This is a genomic window from Citrobacter sp. MGH103 (genome assembly GCF_001034475.2).
Taxonomy (GTDB): domain Bacteria; phylum Pseudomonadota; class Gammaproteobacteria; order Enterobacterales; family Enterobacteriaceae; genus Citrobacter; species Citrobacter freundii.
Map to the genome: position 1 here is coordinate 25,102 of NZ_CP073045.1, position 18,101 is coordinate 43,202.

Consider the following 18,101-nt stretch of genomic DNA (forward strand, 5'->3'; position numbering starts at 1 on the left):
GATTATTCCTCCCTCATGTCGGCAGGAACAAACTGCTCCGGCGTTTCACGGAAGCGTTCATAGTTAGCCTCTGACGAGAAGAACCAGGTCTTGCCGCCATAGCTGTATTTGTAATCGGCTGAGGTATTGGTCAACGTTGAACCATCGACCGGATCGGTCACTTTAATAGTCATGACCGTCGAGAAGTAGTTCACCCCTGTCGCCAGTTCTTTACCGGGGATCACCAGCTCTTTTTCATCATTGTGCCAGTTTTCAATCGGCACCGGGTTACAGCCACCGGCCTTGCCGATAGACGGAATAAAAATATGCACTCCGCAGGCGACGCAGATAACCTGATTGCCCTCCATGACATAACCCTGATCGCCGCACAGCAGGCAGGCGTCGAACACCACGCCAAAACGCAGCTTGTCGGGATAGCGGTTAATCACGAAGAAGCGCACCGCTTTGCCATCGTCCGCCACCCAGACGAAACGATGCAGTTTACCGTCACGAAGCTGTTCAACCGGCAGGCGCACCATGCCATCGCTCCCCAGCGTTACGGGCACGGCTTCAGAGAGTTGCGGCGGCTGCGAGGCCACTTTATCCCACCACAGTTGGCCTGCGATAACGACCACCGCGCAGCCGATTGTGACCAACCACAGCCGCAAAGCGTTGCGACGCTGCGCCAGCGCCAGACGGTGAGCAATCGGTTCTTCGGTTTCCCGCGTCTGTCGAAAAGCCCGCAACAGCGCCGGAAGCCAGCACAGCGCCAGGGCCAGCAGCAGCGCGGCTCCCGCCCAGTTATACAGCGCCGTGTTATTTGTGACTTTCGCCACGAAGCTCAGCAGTGATTTTCCCAGCGGAACAACCTGTAATTTCATCAGCAACAACAGCAGGTTGCCGCTCAGCGGCAGCCAGATCATCACCAGCAGAATCAGCGTTAACGGCCAGTACAGGCCGCGAATACGCCGCAGCAGCATCGCGCAGAGTACGCCCGCCAGACAGAGGATCGCAAAAGCGAGAACGACGGCCGTCAGGTTTAACAGCAGGTCAGTATTCAGCACATGCGTACTGGTCAGCCCGCCCAGATTAGGGTCCAGCGCCCAATGGCGGGCAGCGCCGAAAATCAGAATCCCCTGCCACAGATAGCGGATACGCGTTGAAGCCCACCAGAAACTGAGGACAAACAGCAGCGATACCATGACCTCCGCCCCAACCAGCAGCAGTTGTACCGGTTGGCTGCCGTGAATAAACAGTCCCGCCAGCACGCCGGCAATCAGCCCGGTCAGCAGCGTCCAGGTCAGCGGACGTAAAGAGGGAGGATCGTTTCGACTCCAGAGAACACCGGAAAGAAGCGCAATGCAGAAAAAGACCTGTAGCGTCGTGACGAAAAAGTAACTCATAACTTCGACTCTGTACGGCGGGTTGAATTAAGCGACGGGCATATGATCGGTCTGACCAACGCGCCAGAAGGGGGAATCCTCCTGGCGCGTTGGTTAGTCGGTTTTAGTTCAGACCGACATATTTAAACTCGTAGCTCACATCAAACGGTTTCCACCAGCGGCCTACGCCTGTTTCGCTGTCAGTATGGCGATGCATCCCGGCTTTTGACGGCGGTTCAATGTGGTAGGTCACTTTATAGTTGCCCACGCCCATCATTTTGATGTTCGCGCCATAGTGCGGGCCATCGCTGGCAACCATCGGCATGAAGGTGCCTTCCTGTTTTTCGCCCGTGTCGTTGTTGACCAGGGTGTAGCTGATGGTCAGGTACGGGATCCATTCCCCTGCGCCAAAGCCGTTTTTATTGCCTTCTACAGCGTGGATATCCGCTTCAAGGTGAACATCGGCTTTTGCTGCCGGTAAGCCCATGCCGCGCGGTTCCATATCAATCGGTTGCAGGTAAACGGCCGCCAGCTCCATTTCATTCATGGTGACAGGCTCGCCTGCCGGGTACTCTTTAAAAGCAAACGCGGCTGGCGCAATGAAAATGCTGGCCATCACTGCGCTGGCAATCAGGGTTTTCTTCATGGTCATCAAACGTATCCTCTCGTCTAAAACAACGGCTATACAACGATTATGGGTTATTTTTTATCGTCTCCCCGGGAACCGCGCTTTTGCGCCGCATCACCCACAGCGCCACCAGCGCCGCGAGCAGCAATACGACCTGCGGTAACAACGTTTCCACGTAGGGATAAATCCCCAGCCAGCTGATTTCAGGGAAGCCGTTAATCAACGTAGGCTGGAACAGTTTGCCTTCCACCAGTTCCAGAACGCCTTTGCCCGCAAAGACGAAGGCCATCAGATACATGAAACTGCCGGTAAACATAAAGAAGGGTTTCAGCGGCAGGCGCACCACTGAGTAACGCATCACCAGCCAGGCGAGCAGCAGCACCACGCAGCCAATCACAAAACCGGCGCCAATCGCCATATGGCCGGATACCGTGTTTGCATCGCCAATCAGAGCGTAATAGAACAGCACCGTTTCCGCCCCTTCGCGGTACACCGCCAGGAAGCTGGTCAGCCATAGTCCGACCAGGGAGCCTCGCGACAGGGAATGAGACAGTTTGCCTTCCAGCCAGGCTTTCCAGTGGCGCGCTTCCACTTTGGACAGCAGCCAGTAACTCATAAAGAACAGCATCACGACGGCAATCAGCATCGTTATGCCTTCCAGCAGTTCACGGCTGGCGCCGGAGTTAGTAAACAGCATCTGGAAGATAGCGGCGGTGATGACGCTGGCGATCAGCGCCACAATTACCGACTGACGAATAAGCGGCAGCTTATCCTGATGGTTGTTTTTCACCATGTAGGCCACGATTGCCGCAACAATCAGCAGCGCTTCCAGCCCCTCGCGCACGATGATCATCAGACTATAGAGCAGCAGACTCCACTGGGTTTCTTCGCCTTCGCCCAGCATCGTCACGGCTTTTTGCAGATCCTGCGTCAGCGCGCTGGCCTCTGCATTCAGGCGCTCAACCGGCTGACCGGCCTTCATCAGACTGACCAGGCGGGTAAAATACGCCTCCAGCGTGGTTTTAAATGCCGAATCGCGAGAGCCGATTTTGTTTTCCATGCCGCTGGCTTCGAAGCGGTCGAAGTAGGTATCCTGGATATCCAGAATCGCATTCTTCGCATCGCCGCCCTGATAGCGCGCTATCGCGTCCTGAATGCTCTGGTTAATTCCCGTCGTCACCTCAGCCCAGTCGGTGCGGTTATTTCCCTCGTCCGCCGCCGGAATGTTGTCTGCGCTTTGCGCTGCGGCAACCTGCTGATCGTCACGGGTGGTTGGCAAGCCGGGTAAGATATCCTCGATATCCTGTAGCAGCGTAGTGACCTGATAGGAGACATCGTTGAGATGGTCAGGTTGCGCGGTCAGCGCAATCAGGGATGAGAATTGTTGGTTAATGGAGGCGGCATCTTTTGCAGAACGGTTTTGTCTGAGGGACATCTCCATCTCAGAGTTTTTAAAGCCCTGATAGTGCGCCTGTTGAACGTGCTGACTGGCAACGCTGTAATTCCCGGCCTGATATTCAGTGACCGCCTGCGCCAGCAGATCGTCGATCGTCCTGAAACTCTCCTGCCAGTGAACGGCAATGTCGTCCCTGGACAGCGCGTTGTGCTGCTCTTCGGCCACCAGACGATGTCCGCCATCCAGCACCGGTTCCACTTCGCGCAGTGCGGCTTTCAGCCAGTCAATGCGCGCCTGGACGTCAGCGAGCGGTTTTTTCTCGCCAATCATTCGACGGATCTCGCCGAATGCGCTCTCCATCTCGTAACTTTTGCGCGCGGAAATGTTGATGCGGATCGGCCCTTCCAGGTTCTCGAACACCTCAAAATAGGCCATTTGTACCGTGCGGCGCGCCTCGTCGGCATGCTGTTGCTGATAAAGTTCCGCTGTTTTATCAAGACGTTGCTCGATATCTTCAATCAAAGGCGCATAATTCGTCGACGCCCAGACACTCATGCTTATAAACAAGCCAAAGAGAGTAACCAACAAAGAGTTACGGAAGTTACGCACGTGCACACCGCCAAAGAATACAAATGATAATTATTATCATATCTTTTTGTCGCGTTATACATGACCTGGATCATAAAAATGTCAGCAGACGACAAGTTATGTAAACTTATTTCATCAAATCGTGATGAACACACACATTATGCGTTGATAAAAGGGACGTTATCTCCCTGTTTTTCTCATGGAATTAACGGCAAGGCAGGCGCGGTAACAGAGGAATAAATCCCCCTGCCGACAGTGATATTATTCATTATCGGCAGGCAGAAATAAAACGCGTTATTGCGTACAGCAATATTCAAAGATTAAGGTTATTTCGATCGCTGGCAAGACGCTGTAAGAATTGACCATATCCCTGCGGCCCCATCCAGTAGTTAATACTTTTCTCAACGCCGGTTGATGTCAACGTCGCACCGGAAATACCGTCAACGGTATATTCATCGGCATGTTCAGGTTTATCCTGTACTATTTTCAATGCAGGATGTCCGCTGTTATCTAATAATCGTTTCCCTGGCCACTGTTTGCGCCAGTTGGCGTCTTCCACCCTAGCCCCCAGAAACGGCGTTTCCCGTTGCTGATAATAATACAGATTTCTCACCGTACGACCGTCCAGCCCCAGAGCAAGAAACGCATGCATCATGGATTTCGCACCCTTACCGGTAACTGGAATGATAACCTGCTGAATTTCATTATTTTTATCTTTCACAAAGAACACATCCGCCACCGTACAGCGCTGACGAACCTGCGCTGGGTCGCGTTCAGGGGCAAGTTTTTCACACTTCTGCCGCGCGGTGTCCGCGCTGCTGCCAGCCACCAGTTCGCCGGAATCTAAATTAACATGGCGTTGAATAATATAACGATGATAGAGCGTTTCGACTGATTTTTTATCCTGGGTCTCTGATTTCATCAGGCCCGCAGCGTGTAAAATTGCCGCCTGTTTTTCCTCCTCTGTCGGCTCCGTCATTTCTCCCTGGAACAGCATAAACCATGCCGCCGCCGCAACAAAAATAAGGACACAAAGCACCATCATTGATGCAACAATAATTTTACCCTTGCGCATTGAATTGTTATCCCTGTCAAAATGGAAATCGAAAAAATCGCCTGAACGTATCACAGACTTTCATTCAATTAAAACAGATATGCCATTATCAATTCAGGTTTGCAACGTCAGGCAGCGGTAAAAAATAATAACTGGCGTCGGTAAAAAAGCAGCAAAAATAACAGAAAACACGCTCTCCGCTCGTTTTACACATCCTTACAATGGGTTAAAAAATGCCGGGTTTCCCCGGCACGCTATCAAAACATGGCTGCCCGCCACAGACGTAACTTCATGCCCCAGTAGCTGGTCCAGCCGCTGGTCGTAGTTACCACCTGCCCCTTCGACACCACCACCAGCGTTGGCGTGACGCTGATTTCCCAGTTTCGTGATATCTCACCGCCGCTATCATTCACGACGGGGAACGTCACCCTTTTACGCGATAACCAGCGGGAAACCTCCCCGTCATTACCGGAACGCAGCGCGATGGTCATGACGCTCTCCCCTTCCGACTGCAAACGGGCGACATCCGGCGTGGTGAAACGGCAGATACCGCACCAGCTCGCCCAGAAGTAGAGCAGCACCGGGCGTTCTTCACTGATCGACGCCAGCGTTACGGTTTCCCCGTCCAGCGTATGCAGCGGCGTGCTGTCAAACATGGCCGGCATCTGCGGAGAACGCCAGACATCCAGCAGGATTATCACGCCAGCCAGCACAACCAGTAAGATCGCGCCTTCACGCAGCCAGCGGCGCAGTTTACTGAGCATGGGCCACCGCCAGTTTTTCTTTCACCACCGCCTCAAGGGTCTCCCACGATACCGCGCCGGGGATCATCTCGTCGCCAATGATGGTTGCCGGCGTCCCCTGAACGCCAACCAGCCGGGCGAGTTGCAGATTGGTGCTCAACGTCTCCATGCTTTTCTCATCGGGGTCAGTTTGGATATAGAGAATTATTGTACTATAAGGGCTTCCCCGGCATGTCAATGCCGGTGTTTACGGTTTCTGTCTGCACGGCACTGTTGCAAAGTTAGCGATGAGGCAGCCTTTTGTCTTATTCAAAGGCCTTACATTTCAAAAACTCTGCTTACCAGGCGCATTTCGCCCAGGGGATCACCATAATAAAATGCTGAGGCCTGGCCTTTGCGTAGTGCACGCATCACCCTGATGAATCCCCTAATGATTTTGGTAAAAATCATTAAGTTAAGGTGGATACACATCTTGTCATATGATCAAATGGTTTCGCGAAAAATCAATAATCAGACAACAAGATGTGCGAACTCGATATTTTACACGACTCTCTTTACCAATTCTGCCCCGAATTAGGTGATGCTGCCAACTTACTGATTTAGTGTATGATGGTGTTTTTGAGGTGCTCCAGTGGCTTCTGTTTCTATCAGCTGTCCCTCCTGTTCAGCTACTGACGGGGTGGTGCGTAACGGCAAAAGCACCGCCGGACATCAGCGCTATCTCTGCTCTCACTGCCGTAAAACATGGCAACTGCAGTTCACTTACACCGCTTCTCAACCCGGTACGCACCAGAAAATCATTGATATGGCCATGAATGGCGTTGGATGCCGGGCAACCGCCCGCATTATGGGCGTTGGCCTCAACACGATTTTCCGCCATTTAAAAAACTCAGGCCGCAGTCGGTAACCTCGCGCATACAGCCGGGCAGTGACGTCATCGTCTGCGCGGAAATGGACGAACAGTGGGGATACGTCGGGGCTAAATCGCGCCAGCGCTGGCTGTTTTACGCGTATGACAGGCTCCGGAAGACGGTTGTTGCGCACGTATTCGGTGAACGCACTCTGGCCACACTGGAGCGTCTTCTAAGCCTGCTGTCGGCCTTTGAGGTCGTGGTATGGATGACGGATGGCTGGCCGCTGTATGAATCCCGCCTGAAGGGAAAGCTGCACGTAATCAGCAAGCGTTACACTCAGCGAATTGAGCGGCATAACCTGAATCTGAGACAACATCTGGCAAGGCTGGGACGGAAGTCACTGTCGTTCTCAAAATCGGTGGAGCTGCATGACAAGGTCATCGGGCATTATCTGAACATAAAACACTATCAGTAAGTTGGAGTCATTACCCCGAATTACACTTAAAACGACTCAACAGCTTAACGTTGGCTTGCCACGCATTACTTGACTGTAAAACTCTCACTCTTACCGAACTTGGCCGTAACCTGCCAACCAAAGCGAGAACAAAACATAACATCAAACGAATCGACCGATTGTTAGGTAATCGTCACCTCCACAAAGAGCGACTCGCTGTATACCGTTGGCATGCTAGCTTTATCTGTTCGGGCAATACGATGCCCATTGTACTTGTTGACTGGTCTGATATTCGTGAGCAAAAACGACTTATGGTATTGCGAGCTTCAGTCGCACTACACGGTCGTTCTGTTACTCTTTATGAGAAAGCGTTCCCGCTTTCAGAGCAATGTTCAAAGAAAGCTCATGACCAATTTCTAGCCGACCTTGCGAGCATTCTACCGAGTAACACCACACCGCTCATTGTCAGTGATGCTGGCTTTAAAGTGCCATGGTATAAATCCGTTGAGAAGCTGGGTTGGTACTGGTTAAGTCGAGTAAGAGGAAAAGTACAATATGCAGACCTAGGAGCGGAAAACTGGAAACCTATCAGCAACTTACATGATATGTCATCTAGTCACTCAAAGACTTTAGGCTATAAGAGGCTGACTAAAAGCAATCCAATCTCATGCCAAATTCTATTGTATAAATCTCGCTCTAAAGGCCGAAAAAATCAGCGCTCGACACGGACTCATTGTCACCACCCGTCACCTAAAATCTACTCAGCGTCGGCAAAGGAGCCATGGGTTCTAGCAACTAACTTACCTGTTGAAATTCGAACACCCAAACAACTTGTTAATATCTATTCGAAGCGAATGCAGATTGAAGAAACCTTCCGAGACTTGAAAAGTCCTGCCTACGGACTAGGCCTACGCCATAGCCGAACGAGCAGCTCAGAGCGTTTTGATATCATGCTGCTAATCGCCCTGATGCTTCAACTAACATGTTGGCTTGCGGGCGTTCATGCTCAGAAACAAGGTTGGGACAAGCACTTCCAGGCTAACACAGTCAGAAATCGAAACGTACTCTCAACAGTTCGCTTAGGCATGGAAGTTTTGCGGCATTCTGGCTACACAATAACAAGGGAAGACTTACTCGTGGCTGCAACCCTACTAGCTCAAAATTTATTCACACATGGTTACGCTTTGGGGAAATTATGAGGGGATCTCTCAGTGCATTGCCTCCAATTCCCATAATTTATTACGCCGATAATAACTTGGTGTAACCTTAAAAATGTACTTAAATCGACGTGTAAAAGATTGTTGGGAATCAAATTGATATTTTAATGCGATCTCAAGGATAGTTTTTTTCGTCAACCTCAACTCAACAGCCGCTTTCGTCAAACGACGAGCACGAATATAGCTAGCCAGTGTGACCCCTGTTACTTTTTTGAACAGCCGCTGAAAATACCACTTGGTATAACCCGCTTTATTCGCCACATCATCAAGCAGTAAAGACTGATCTAAATTATGTTCAATCCATAATAGAACATCTTTGATAACCGTTGTATGAAACTGCTTATCATCATATCTTAATTGGATGTTATTAGCTTTATTTTGATAGCGAGAATGCTGTTCAATATACATAAAATAACCTAAATGTTCTTAAGATTGTCACGACCACATCATCATGATACCATAAACATACTGACGGTATGTTATTTTAAATCTATCATGGAAAATAAAAATCATCAACAAGAAAATTTTAAGAGTACCTATCAATCACTGGTTAACTCAGCACGAATATTGTTTGTTGAAAAAGGCTATCAAGCTGTTTCAATAGATGAGATCTCGGGAAAAGCGTTGGTGACCAAAGGTGCCTTTTATCATCACTTTAAAAATAAAAAACAATTACTCAGTGCCTGTTATAAGCAGCAATTAATTATGATTGATGCCTACATCACAACAAAAACTGATTTAACAAATGGTTGGTCTGCCTTAGAAAGTATATTTGAACATTATCTTGATTATATTATTGATAATAATAAAAACCTTATCCCTATCCAAGAAGTGATGCCTATCATTGGTTGGAATGAACTTGAAAAAATTAGCCTTGAATACATTACTGGTAAGGTAAACGCCATTGTCAGCAAATTGATCCAAGAGAACCAACTTAAAGCTTATGATGATGATGTGCTTAAAAACTTACTCAATGGCTGGTTTATGCATATCGCAATACATGCGAAAAACCTAAAAGAGCTTGCCGATAAAAAAGGCCAATTTATTGCTATTTACCGCGGCTTTTTATTGAGCTTGAAAGATAAATAAAATAGATAGGTTTTATTTGAAGCTAAATCTTCTTTATCGTAAAAAATGCCCTCTTGGGTTATCAAGAGGGTCATTATATTTCGCGGAATAACATCATTTGGTGACGAAATAACTAAGCACTTGTCTCCTGTTTACTCCCCTGAGCTTGAGGGGTTAACATGAAGGTCATCGATAGCAGGATAATAATACAGTAAAACGCTAAACCAATAATCCAAATCCAGCCATCCCAAATTGGTAGTGAATGATTATAAATAACAGCAAACAGTAATGGGCCAATAACACCGGTTGCATTGGTAAGGCTCACCAATAATCCCTGTAAAGCACCTTGCTGATGACTCTTTGTTTGGATAGACATCACTCCCTGTAATGCAGGTAAAGCGATCCCACCACCAGCCAATAAAATTAAAACAGGGAAAACTAACCAACCTTCAGATATAAACGCTAAAAAGGCAAATGCACTACTATCTGCAATAAATCCGAGCAGTACTGCCGTTTTTTCGCCCCATTTAGTGGCTATTCTTCCTGCCACAAAGGCTTGGAATACTGAGTGTAAAAGACCAAGACCCGCTAATGAAAAGCCAACCATCATGCTATTCCATCCAAAACGATTTTCGGTAAATAGCACCCACACCGTTGCGGGAATTTGGCCTATCAATTGCGCTGAAAAATAAATAATCAACAAAATGGGCATCGTTTTAAATAAAGTGATGTATACCGAATTCGATTGCGTCTCAACCCCTACTTCGGTATCTGTATTATCACGTGTATTTTTGGTTTCACGGAACCAAAACATAACCACAAGGAAAGCGACAATATTTAGCAACGCAGCGATAAAAAAGGGACTATGCGGTGAAATCTCTCCTGCAAAACCACCAATAATAGGCCCCGCTATTAAACCAAGCCCAAAACTTGCCCCTAACCAACCGAACCACTTCACGCGTTGAGAAGCTGAGGTGGTATCGGCAATGACCGATGCCGCGACAGCCCCAGTAGCTCCTGTGATCCCTGAAAGCAAACGGCCTAAATACAGCATCCAAAGCGCACTTGAAAAAGCCAGCAATAAGTAATCCAGCGATGCGCCTATTAATGACAACAACAGCACTGGGCGCCGACCAAATCGGTCAGACATTTTTCCAAGCCAAGGAGCAAAGATAACCTGCATTAACGCATAAAGTGCAAGCAATACGCCAAAGTGGTTAGCGATATCTTCCGAAGCAATAAATTCACGTAATAACGTTGGCAAGACTGGCATGATAAGGCCAATCCCCATGGCATCGAGTAACGTAATTACCAATGCGATCTTTGTCGAACTATTCATTTCACTTTTCTCTATCACTGATAGGGAGTGGTAAAATAACTCTATCAATGATAGAGTGTCAACAAAAATTAGGAATTAATGATGTCTAGATTAGATAAAAGTAAAGTGATTAACAGCGCATTAGAGCTGCTTAATGAGGTCGGAATCGAAGGTTTAACAACCCGTAAACTCGCCCAGAAGCTAGGTGTAGAGCAGCCTACATTGTATTGGCATGTAAAAAATAAGCGGGCTTTGCTCGACGCCTTAGCCATTGAGATGTTAGATAGGCACCATACTCACTTTTGCCCTTTAGAAGGGGAAAGCTGGCAAGATTTTTTACGTAATAACGCTAAAAGTTTTAGATGTGCTTTACTAAGTCATCGCGATGGAGCAAAAGTACATTTAGGTACACGGCCTACAGAAAAACAGTATGAAACTCTCGAAAATCAATTAGCCTTTTTATGCCAACAAGGTTTTTCACTAGAGAATGCATTATATGCACTCAGCGCTGTGGGGCATTTTACTTTAGGTTGCGTATTGGAAGATCAAGAGCATCAAGTCGCTAAAGAAGAAAGGGAAACACCTACTACTGATAGTATGCCGCCATTATTACGACAAGCTATCGAATTATTTGATCACCAAGGTGCAGAGCCAGCCTTCTTATTCGGCCTTGAATTGATCATATGCGGATTAGAAAAACAACTTAAATGTGAAAGTGGGTCTTAAAAGCAGCATAACCTTTTTCCGTGATGGTAACTTCACGGTAACCAAGATGTCGAGTTAACCACCCTTTAGATTCATAAAGCGAAAATAATGCGGCTCCAACGTACCCACCTAAATGGAAACGGCGTTCACTCCAATCTAAACACGCACAACAGATTTTACGTGAATGTTTGGAAGGAACGTCAATTCCCATTTCATGAAAATATTGAATACCACTTAATGTGATCATTGAACCATTTTCAGTGATCCATTGCTGTTGACAAAGGGAATCATAGATCTTAACGGCAACTTCGCCAGCTAAATGATCATAGCAAGTACGTGCTTTTCGTAAATGCACTGGCGTGGAAACTTTGGCATGTACGCCATGGTTTAAGGAGATCCCCATCATACTTTCCATCAATTCAGCAATATCTTTTCCTGCTAGCCGAAAATAACGATGCTTGCCTTGAGCTACTACTGTGATTAGCTGGCAATCTAATAATTTAGATAAATGACTGCTCGCCGTTGAAGCTGATATATTCGCCACAGAACTTAGCTCAGTGGCCGTCCAAGCTCGCCCATCCATCAAAGCACTGAGTATTTTAACTCGTGAAATGTCAGACATAGCCGCCCCTATCGCGGCTATTGAGGACTCAAAGGTAACCTCTTTTCGTATTAAATTAGCCATCGCAAGTTCACTTTATTGCCCAAGGGAGCGTAACAGATGCAGCCATACTATCATTGTCCGTTATTAATATCAGTTGGTTAGCATGGTCACTGTATTGCACTAAAATATTAATGTTATTCTCCGCCAATACTCGTGCTATTTCGCCAAGTTCCCCCGGTTTTTCCTGTTTTAACTTACGAATTAATGGTGTCCGGATCGCAAGTACTAACAGTCCAGCTTGCTCTAGCGCTATTTTAGCTTCCTTTCCTTGTTCAACAAGAAAATGAGCATGGCATTCATCACCAACCGTAAATATCCCTCCCCCTTCCAATCCAATACCTTTATTACCTAATGTTTTTCCTAGTAATGCTAATTGTCCTATTTGATTATCTAAAACAACGTGAACATCAAACATTATCCTTGTCCTTTTTAAATGAATATTCGCGAGTAATATGAGCAATACTAATTTTGTAAAAATCAAATATTGACTCTCGCCCTTCTTGTTGAGCTTTCGCATGTAAAACATGATTTTTCCATTGCAGAACTGCGTATTCGTTTTCCCACCAAGATAGCGATAACATTTTTCCTTCTGTAGCTAGACTTTGAAAACGTTCAATTGAAATAAAACCAGCTACATGACTTAATAGTGGTCGGTAATGACTCCAACTTATTGATAGTGTTTTATGTTCAGATAATGCCCGATGACTTTGTCATGCTGCTCCACCGATTTTGAGAACGACAGCGACTTCCGTCCCAGCCGTGCCAGGTGCTGCCTCAGATTCAGGTTATGCCGCTCAATTCGCTGCGTATATCGCTTGCTGATTACGTGCAGCTTTCCCTTCAGGCGGGATTCATACAGCGGCCAGCCATCCGTCATCCATATCACCACGTCAAAGGGTGACAGCAGGCTCATAAGACGCCCCAGCGTCGCCATAGTGCGTTCACCGAATACGTGCGCAACAACCGTCTTCCGGAGCCTGTCATACGCGTAAAACAGCCAGCGCTGGCGCGATTTAGCCCCGACGTATCCCCACTGTTCGTCCATTTCCGCGCAGACGATGACGTCACTGCCCGGCTGTATGCGCGAGGTTACCGACTGCGGCCTGAGTTTTTTAAATGGCGGAAAATCGTGTTGAGGCCAACGCCCATAATGCGGGCGGTTGCCCGGCATCCAACGCCATTCATGGCCATATCAATGATTTTCTGGTGCGTACCGGGTTGAGAAGCGGTGTAAGTGAACTGCAGTTGCCATGTTTTACGGCAGTGAGAGCAGAGATAGCGCTGATGTCCGGCGGTGCTTTTGCCGTTACGCACCACCCCGTCAGTAGCTGAACAGGAGGGACAGCTGATAGAAACAGAAGCCACTGGAGCACCTCAAAAACACCATCATACACTAAATCAGTAAGTTGGCAGCATCACCGATGAAGCGTACCGCAGCAACACTAGAAACGAGCACCATTGTTAAAGATGCCGGTAAAGAAAATCGATACCATGAGAGTTAATTAAATGAAGTCAGTAACTATAGAAGCAAAAACATTTGCTGAAATGTTAGGAATAACAGAAGGTGAGTTAATCTTTGCCATTAAGAAAACTGGCACATTCAAAAACAAGACCATCCCACAACCTCATGAGCCACATAAATCAAATAATAGATTTTTATATTCAGACGTAATGAGGTTTATAGAATCACTAAAAGACAAAGAGAACCGGTAATGACTCCAACTTACTGATAGTGTTTTATGTTCAGATAATGCCCGATGACCTTGTCATGCAGCTCCACCGATTTTGAGAACGACAGTGACTTCCGTCCCAGCCTTGCCAGATGTTGTCTCAGATTCAGGTTATGTCGCTCAATGCGCTGAGTGTAACGCTTGCTGATAACGTGCAGCTTTCCCTTCAGGCGGGGTTCATACAGCGGCCAGCCATCCGTCATCCATACCACGACCTCAAAGGCCGACAGCAGGCCCAGAAGACGCTCCAGCGTGGCCAACGTGCGTTACCTAACAATAAACCTGTTTAAATATCCAGATAAAAACATTCAATCTGGGTCAAATGAGTGATACAGTTTCACCCATAAGACCCAATGGAGGCAATATGTCTGAATTTGAATTACTGGCGCAGGATCTGCTTGAGAAAGCAGAAGCGGAAGAACAACTGCGACAGGAAAATGATAAAAAGCTGCTCGGGCAGGTGCTGGAAATCTATGACCAGAAGTACGTGGCTGAACTGCTTAGAAAAGTTGGTAAAAATGAGTGGAGTCGCGAGACTCTTAATCGCTGGATTAATGGTAAGTGCTCACCTAAGACGCTGACGTTAGCCGAAGAGGAACTTCTACGAAAAATGCTTCCGGAAGCGCCTGCACATCACCCTGACTATGCCTTCCGGTTTATTGACCTGTTTGCTGGGATTGGAGGTATACGGAAGGGCTTCGAAACCATCGGTGGCCAGTGCGTTTTTACCAGTGAATGGAATAAAGAGGCTGTGCGCACATATAAAGCTAACTGGTTTAACGATGCTCAGGAACACACTTTCAATCTCGATATTCGTGAAGTCACGCTCAGTGATAAACCTGAAGTACCTGAAAACGATGCCTATGCTTACATTAATGAGCATGTGCCGGATCATGATGTACTTCTAGCAGGTTTCCCCTGTCAACCGTTTAGCCTTGCGGGCGTAAGCAAGAAAAACTCGCTCGGGCGCGCGCATGGTTTCGAATGTGAGGCTCAGGGAACGCTTTTCTTCGATGTGGCGCGTATTATCCGCGCAAAAAAACCTGCCATCTTTGTTCTTGAAAACGTTAAAAACCTGAAGAGCCATGACAAGGGTAAAACCTTTAAAGTCATCATGGATACCCTCGACGAACTGGGCTATGAAGTTGCGGATGCAGCTGAGATGGGCAAAAACGATCCTAAAGTTATCGACGGAAAGCACTTTTTACCTCAGCACCGAGAACGTATCGTTTTGGTCGGTTTCCGCCGTGATCTGAACATTCACCAGGGCTTTACCCTGCGCGATATTAGTCGTTTTTATCCGGAACAGCGTCCGTCATTTGGCGAACTGCTGGAACCCGTGGTTGACAGCAAATATATACTGACGCCGAAACTCTGGGAGTATCTCTATAACTACGCCAAAAAGCACGCAGCTAAGGGTAACGGATTCGGTTTTGGCCTCGTTAATCCTGAAAATAAAGAAAGCATTGCCCGTACGCTTTCTGCTCGCTATCACAAAGACGGGTCTGAAATTCTGATAGACCGTGGCTGGGATATGGCCACAGGTGAAACAGACTTCGCGAACGAAGAAAATCAGGCGCATCGGCCCCGCAGGCTGACTCCGCGAGAGTGCGCGCGCCTTATGGGTTTTGAAAAAGTAGATGGCAGGCCTTTTCGCATTCCTGTGTCAGACACTCAGTCGTACAGGCAGTTCGGTAACTCCGTAGTGGTGCCCGTGTTTGAAGCCGTAGCCAAACTGCTTGAACCTTATATCCTGAAAGCGGTTAATGCCGATTCGTGCAAGGTTGAACGAATCTGATCGCTCCTCCCGGTATTTATGCCGGGAGATAATCTATGGAATATCTGCGTAAAGCCCTGTCAGCTCAGCAATAAACGCACCTAGCGTCATTAGCTCAGCTCTCACCGCCTCCGGGTATTTTTTGTGCAGAGATGATGGCACGACCAATCTGACACCCGACTCCCGCATCTCCCGATATTGAGCCAGAGAAACTCCCTCCTGGAGTGTAAACAGATGCACCTGATGAATTTTATCGGCCTCATTCAGTATCTGACGCCAGCGATCCTTACAGGTAGTCTTGACTGCCAGCATGCGCAGATTTTCTACGGGAAACTCAGTATCGTGGTAAGCCCCTGCGGAAGGGAAAAGGAAATCGGGTTTTTTATTACCTTCTGTGATGGCCTGCGTCGCAAAGTGTCGCAGGCCGTGCTCAATGAATAGATGCTCCAGGTGCAGTTCCAGCGACTTCCCGGCTCTGGATTTACGGCGATTGCTGACAGAATTGGCCAGCGCAATAAATTCATCCACAGAGCCAAATCCTTTCCGGATGATATCCAGAACATGCAGTTCCTCAACCAATAGAAATATGTCGTACTCCACGCGCCGGCGGTCAAGAAGTTGCTCATCCGGATCAAGGGAATTTTTCACATAATGGCTGGCTGCATACTGAATAATTTCACTTCCCGACGGAAAGCGCAGGTGCCAGTCTTCAGGTAGAATATATTTATGATTTACTGGCGCTTGCTGTAGAGATAGTCCGCCTAGAATCTGTCCTGCGGGGCCGGATATAAGCGCTCCGGGTATAACTTCACCAATAGCGGTCTCAATGACGTCCTCTTCATCAGTGCTGGCGCATACCCAAATATTTACTTCCTTACAGTCCCCCCCTTGCTCATCAAGCTTGAAAGCCAGGAGCGTCAGAGCCCCTGTATTTTCAGGATCCTGAAGTGGGCTGCCTCTACCCCAGCGGGTAATCCTTTTTTCATTCCGGGTTTTACCAAAATGACGGCTGTTATAATAAATTGCCCTGGCTTCGCTGTCAGGGCAATCATGCGATGACACATGTGCGGTGAGAAAAACCGAAGGGTTCAGTTCACGGGTATGGTTGATAGACGGAAAGAGTTTTTCAACGATACCTGAAGGGATATAAAGCCCTACCTGGTGACCACCTGTTGCGCCGGTATCGTTGGCGGAAAGGCGTTTGATGTAGACGAAGTAATTCTCACATGCGATCTCAAGTAGCCAGTTGTGGAAAACCGACATAAGCATCCCCTGTTACCCTGAAACTCTACTCACCATTTTTTCATGATTATATACAAACAGTGTCATTTTCAGAAGACGACTGCACCAGTTGATTGGGCGTAATGGCTGTTGTGCAGCCAGCTCCTGACAGTTCAATATCAGAAGTGATCTGCACCAATCTCGACTATGCTCAATACTCGTGTGCACCAAAGCGAGGTGAGCATGGCGACGGAGGCTCTGTTGCAAAGATTGGCGGCAGTCAGAGGTAGGCTGTCGCTCTGCGCCGATCAGGCGGCTGCTGCGAAATGGTGGTTGAGCATGCCCATGGCCTCCGTCAGCGCCGAGGGCCCAATGCCAAAAGCTCTCTCCACAAGGCGCACCTCGCCCCTGATGCCGGGCTGCAGGCACCAGGGGCGAGCCTGTCCTTTGCGCAGGGCTCGCATGACTTCGAATCCCTTGATCGTGGCATAGGCCGTGGGGATCGATTTGAAACCGCGCACCGGCTTGATCAGTATCTTGAGCTTTCCGTGATCGGCCTCGATCACGTTATTGAGATACTTCACCTGCCGGTGGGCCGTCTCCCGGTCCAGCTTTCCTTCGCGCTTCAATTCGGTGATCGCTGCACCATAGCTCGGCGCTTTGTCGGTATTGAGCGTGGCAGGCTTTTCCCAGTGCTTCAGGCCTCGCAGGGCCTTGCCCAGGAACCGCTTCGCTGCCTTGGCGCTGCGGGTCGGCGACAGGTAGAAATCGATCGTGTCGCCCCGCTTGTCGACTGCCCGGTACAGGTAGGTCCACTTGCCCCGCACCTTGACGTAGGTTTCATCCAGGCGCCAGCTCGGATCAAAGCCACGCCGCCAGAACCAGCGCAGCCGCTTCTCCATCTCCGGGGCGTAGCACTGGACCCAGCGATAGATCGTCGTATGGTCGACCGAAATGCCGCGTTCCGCCAGCATTTCCTCAAGGTCGCGATAGCTGATCGGATAGCGACAATACCAGCGCACCGCCCACAGGATCACATCACCCTGGAAATGGCGCCACTTGAAATCCGTCATCGTTCCGTCCGTCCAATCTCCGCCAAGCATGCTCAAGCTTCACGATTTTTGCAACAGAGCCCACACGAGTATTGAGCATAGTCGAGATTGGTGCAGATCACTTCTGATATTGAACTGTCAGGAGCTGGCTGCACAACAGCCATTACGCCCAATCAACTGGTGCAGTCGTCTTCTGAAAATGACAATCGTGCCACCGGCTCCAGGTCTTATCGAACAGCTCAGACACATGGTCCAAATGCTGGTCGATCCG

At 48.4% G+C, this 18,101-nt stretch carries 16 protein-coding genes and 8 pseudogenes; 7 read left to right on the forward strand and 17 right to left on the reverse strand.

The features are described from left to right. Nucleotides 1-2: 2 nt before the first annotated feature. The 7 genes and pseudogenes from SK33_RS25560 to SK33_RS25590 all read right to left on the reverse strand — a co-directional run. Nucleotides 3-1,382: a Fe-S-containing protein gene (locus SK33_RS25560; RefSeq protein WP_000119836.1), complete on the reverse strand. Its 1,380-nt coding sequence runs from the start codon at nucleotides 1,380-1,382 to the stop codon at nucleotides 3-5. A 103-nt stretch (nucleotides 1,383-1,485) separates the two neighbouring features. Further along, nucleotides 1,486-2,013, reverse strand: a complete 528-nt coding sequence (locus SK33_RS25565) for an iron transporter (protein WP_000178050.1) — start codon at nucleotides 2,011-2,013, stop codon at nucleotides 1,486-1,488. A gap of 40 nt (nucleotides 2,014-2,053) precedes the next feature. Then, nucleotides 2,054-3,940 carry an FTR1 family iron permease gene (locus SK33_RS25570; protein ID WP_000118029.1) on the reverse strand — a complete coding sequence of 629 codons (1,887 nt, stop codon included), beginning with the start codon at nucleotides 3,938-3,940 and terminating at the stop codon, nucleotides 2,054-2,056. 346 nt (nucleotides 3,941-4,286) lie between these two features. Next, on the reverse strand, nucleotides 4,287-5,048 hold the full coding sequence (locus SK33_RS25575) for a Na(+)-translocating NADH-quinone reductase subunit C (RefSeq protein WP_001225378.1): 762 nt from the start codon (nucleotides 5,046-5,048) through the stop codon (nucleotides 4,287-4,289). 236 nt (nucleotides 5,049-5,284) lie between these two features. Next, on the reverse strand, nucleotides 5,285-5,791 hold the full coding sequence (locus tag SK33_RS25580) for a protein disulfide oxidoreductase (protein WP_000949452.1): 507 nt from the start codon (nucleotides 5,789-5,791) through the stop codon (nucleotides 5,285-5,287). Continuing rightward, nucleotides 5,781-5,951: pseudogene (locus SK33_RS25585) on the reverse strand (DsbA family protein); the annotation flags it as partial. The gene SK33_RS25580 and the pseudogene SK33_RS25585, both read right to left, overlap by 11 nt. 137 nt (nucleotides 5,952-6,088) lie before the next feature. Further along, nucleotides 6,089-6,190 (reverse strand): annotated as a pseudogene (locus SK33_RS25590) (IS6 family transposase); the annotation flags it as partial. 211 nt (nucleotides 6,191-6,401) lie between these two features. Between SK33_RS25590 and SK33_RS25595 the strand changes: the two are divergent. Together SK33_RS25595 and SK33_RS25600 are read left to right on the forward strand one after the other, a co-directional pair. Then, nucleotides 6,402-7,099, forward strand: a protein-coding gene (locus SK33_RS25595; protein WP_151884388.1) for an IS1 family transposase whose coding sequence is annotated in 2 segments (ribosomal slippage) — nucleotides 6,402-6,651 and nucleotides 6,651-7,099 — 699 coding nt in all. Because the reading frame shifts where the segments join, the coding sequence is not laid out codon by codon here. Between the two features lie 14 nt (nucleotides 7,100-7,113). Continuing rightward, nucleotides 7,114-8,277 (forward strand): annotated as a pseudogene (locus SK33_RS25600) (IS4-like element ISVsa5 family transposase); the annotation flags it as partial. A gap of 30 nt (nucleotides 8,278-8,307) precedes the next feature. Here the strand turns inward: SK33_RS25600 and SK33_RS25605 are convergent. Beyond that, a pseudogene (locus tag SK33_RS25605) lies at nucleotides 8,308-8,703 on the reverse strand (helix-turn-helix domain-containing protein); the annotation flags it as partial. Nucleotides 8,704-8,790: 87 nt separating this feature from the next. Between SK33_RS25605 and tetC the strand changes: the two are divergent. Beyond that, nucleotides 8,791-9,384 carry a tetracyline resistance-associated transcriptional repressor TetC gene (gene tetC, locus SK33_RS25610; RefSeq protein ID WP_000428546.1) on the forward strand — a complete coding sequence of 198 codons (594 nt, stop codon included), beginning with the start codon at nucleotides 8,791-8,793 and terminating at the stop codon, nucleotides 9,382-9,384. A gap of 112 nt (nucleotides 9,385-9,496) precedes the next feature. Here the strand turns inward: tetC and tet(B) are convergent, their stop codons facing one another. Next, on the reverse strand, nucleotides 9,497-10,702 hold the full coding sequence (gene tet(B) / locus SK33_RS25615; protein WP_001089068.1) for a tetracycline efflux MFS transporter Tet(B): 1,206 nt from the start codon (nucleotides 10,700-10,702) through the stop codon (nucleotides 9,497-9,499). An 81-nt stretch (nucleotides 10,703-10,783) separates the two neighbouring features. Between tet(B) and tetR(B) the strand changes: the two genes are divergently transcribed. Continuing rightward, the gene (tetR(B), locus tag SK33_RS25620) at nucleotides 10,784-11,407 is read left to right on the forward strand and encodes a tetracycline resistance transcriptional repressor TetR(B) (RefSeq protein WP_000088605.1); all 624 of its coding nucleotides are present in this window, start codon (nucleotides 10,784-10,786) and stop codon (nucleotides 11,405-11,407) included. On the opposite strand, the gene SK33_RS25625 is transcribed toward tetR(B), so the two are convergent. The 4 genes and pseudogenes from SK33_RS25625 to SK33_RS25640 form a co-directional block, all read right to left on the reverse strand. Then, entirely contained in the window at nucleotides 11,385-12,071 is a 687-nt protein-coding gene (locus SK33_RS25625; RefSeq protein WP_001284954.1) for an ArsR/SmtB family transcription factor, read from the reverse strand. The two genes, tetR(B) and SK33_RS25625, sit on opposite strands and share 23 nt — an antisense overlap. Nucleotides 12,072-12,078: 7 nt before the next feature. Further along, complete coding sequence (locus tag SK33_RS25630; RefSeq protein WP_000460651.1) at nucleotides 12,079-12,465, reverse strand: hypothetical protein; 387 nt, start codon at nucleotides 12,463-12,465, stop codon at nucleotides 12,079-12,081. Then, nucleotides 12,458-12,703: pseudogene (locus SK33_RS25635) on the reverse strand (antibiotic biosynthesis monooxygenase family protein); the annotation flags it as partial. The gene SK33_RS25630 and the pseudogene SK33_RS25635, both read right to left, overlap by 8 nt. A 14-nt stretch (nucleotides 12,704-12,717) precedes the next feature. Then, a protein-coding gene (locus SK33_RS25640; RefSeq protein ID WP_223293341.1) for an IS1-like element IS1B family transposase occupies nucleotides 12,718-13,415 on the reverse strand; the annotation gives its coding sequence in 2 pieces (ribosomal slippage) (nucleotides 12,718-13,166 and nucleotides 13,166-13,415; 699 coding nt in all). Between the two features lie 141 nt (nucleotides 13,416-13,556). Here SK33_RS25640 and SK33_RS25645 point away from each other — a divergent pair. Further along, a complete protein-coding gene (locus SK33_RS25645) occupies nucleotides 13,557-13,763 on the forward strand; it encodes a hypothetical protein (RefSeq protein ID WP_001749967.1) in 207 nt (68 codons plus the stop codon). A 10-nt stretch (nucleotides 13,764-13,773) separates the two neighbouring features. Here SK33_RS25645 and SK33_RS25650 read toward each other — a convergent pair. Beyond that, nucleotides 13,774-14,046 (reverse strand): annotated as a pseudogene (locus SK33_RS25650) (IS1 family transposase); the annotation flags it as partial. Between the two features lie 98 nt (nucleotides 14,047-14,144). Between SK33_RS25650 and SK33_RS25655 the strand changes: the two are divergent. Continuing rightward, the gene (locus SK33_RS25655; protein ID WP_001288432.1) at nucleotides 14,145-15,578 is read left to right on the forward strand and encodes a DNA cytosine methyltransferase; all 1,434 of its coding nucleotides are present in this window, start codon (nucleotides 14,145-14,147) and stop codon (nucleotides 15,576-15,578) included. 33 nt (nucleotides 15,579-15,611) lie between these two features. Here the strand turns inward: SK33_RS25655 and SK33_RS25660 are convergent, their stop codons facing one another. After that, complete coding sequence (locus SK33_RS25660) at nucleotides 15,612-16,820, reverse strand: type II site-specific deoxyribonuclease (protein WP_001749969.1); 1,209 nt, start codon at nucleotides 16,818-16,820, stop codon at nucleotides 15,612-15,614. 61 nt (nucleotides 16,821-16,881) lie between these two features. On the opposite strand from SK33_RS25660, the pseudogene SK33_RS25665 reads away from it, so the two are divergent. Next, nucleotides 16,882-16,947, forward strand: a pseudogene (locus tag SK33_RS25665) (EAL domain-containing protein); the annotation flags it as partial. Nucleotides 16,948-17,086: 139 nt separating this feature from the next. Here SK33_RS25665 and SK33_RS25670 read toward each other — a convergent pair. Continuing rightward, nucleotides 17,087-17,851, reverse strand: coding sequence for an IS6-like element IS6100 family transposase (locus SK33_RS25670; RefSeq protein ID WP_001389365.1), 765 nt, complete (start codon nucleotides 17,849-17,851; stop codon nucleotides 17,087-17,089). Between the two features lie 117 nt (nucleotides 17,852-17,968). Next, nucleotides 17,969-18,043, reverse strand: a pseudogene (locus SK33_RS26565) (EAL domain-containing protein); the annotation flags it as partial. Nucleotides 18,044-18,101 lie beyond the last annotated feature (58 nt).

Excerpts from the sequence above, each read along its gene's own strand:
- SK33_RS25560 (WP_000119836.1), bottom strand. The coding sequence starts at position 1,382 with ATGAGTTACTTTTTCGTCACGACGCTACAGGTCTTTTTCTGCATTGCG.
- SK33_RS25565 (WP_000178050.1), bottom strand. The coding sequence starts at position 2,013 with ATGACCATGAAGAAAACCCTGATTGCCAGCGCAGTGATGGCCAGCATT.
- SK33_RS25570 (WP_000118029.1), bottom strand. The coding sequence starts at position 3,940 with ATGAGTGTCTGGGCGTCGACGAATTATGCGCCTTTGATTGAAGATATC.
- SK33_RS25575 (WP_001225378.1), bottom strand. The coding sequence starts at position 5,048 with ATGCGCAAGGGTAAAATTATTGTTGCATCAATGATGGTGCTTTGTGTC.
- SK33_RS25580 (WP_000949452.1), bottom strand. The coding sequence starts at position 5,791 with ATGCTCAGTAAACTGCGCCGCTGGCTGCGTGAAGGCGCGATCTTACTG.
- tetC (WP_000428546.1), top strand. The coding sequence starts at position 8,791 with ATGGAAAATAAAAATCATCAACAAGAAAATTTTAAGAGTACCTATCAA.
- SK33_RS25625 (WP_001284954.1), bottom strand. The coding sequence starts at position 12,071 with ATGGCTAATTTAATACGAAAAGAGGTTACCTTTGAGTCCTCAATAGCC.
- SK33_RS25630 (WP_000460651.1), bottom strand. The coding sequence starts at position 12,465 with ATGTTTGATGTTCACGTTGTTTTAGATAATCAAATAGGACAATTAGCA.
- SK33_RS25645 (WP_001749967.1), top strand. The coding sequence starts at position 13,557 with ATGAAGTCAGTAACTATAGAAGCAAAAACATTTGCTGAAATGTTAGGA.
- SK33_RS25655 (WP_001288432.1), top strand. The coding sequence starts at position 14,145 with ATGTCTGAATTTGAATTACTGGCGCAGGATCTGCTTGAGAAAGCAGAA.
- SK33_RS25660 (WP_001749969.1), bottom strand. The coding sequence starts at position 16,820 with ATGTCGGTTTTCCACAACTGGCTACTTGAGATCGCATGTGAGAATTAC.
- SK33_RS25670 (WP_001389365.1), bottom strand. The coding sequence starts at position 17,851 with ATGACGGATTTCAAGTGGCGCCATTTCCAGGGTGATGTGATCCTGTGG.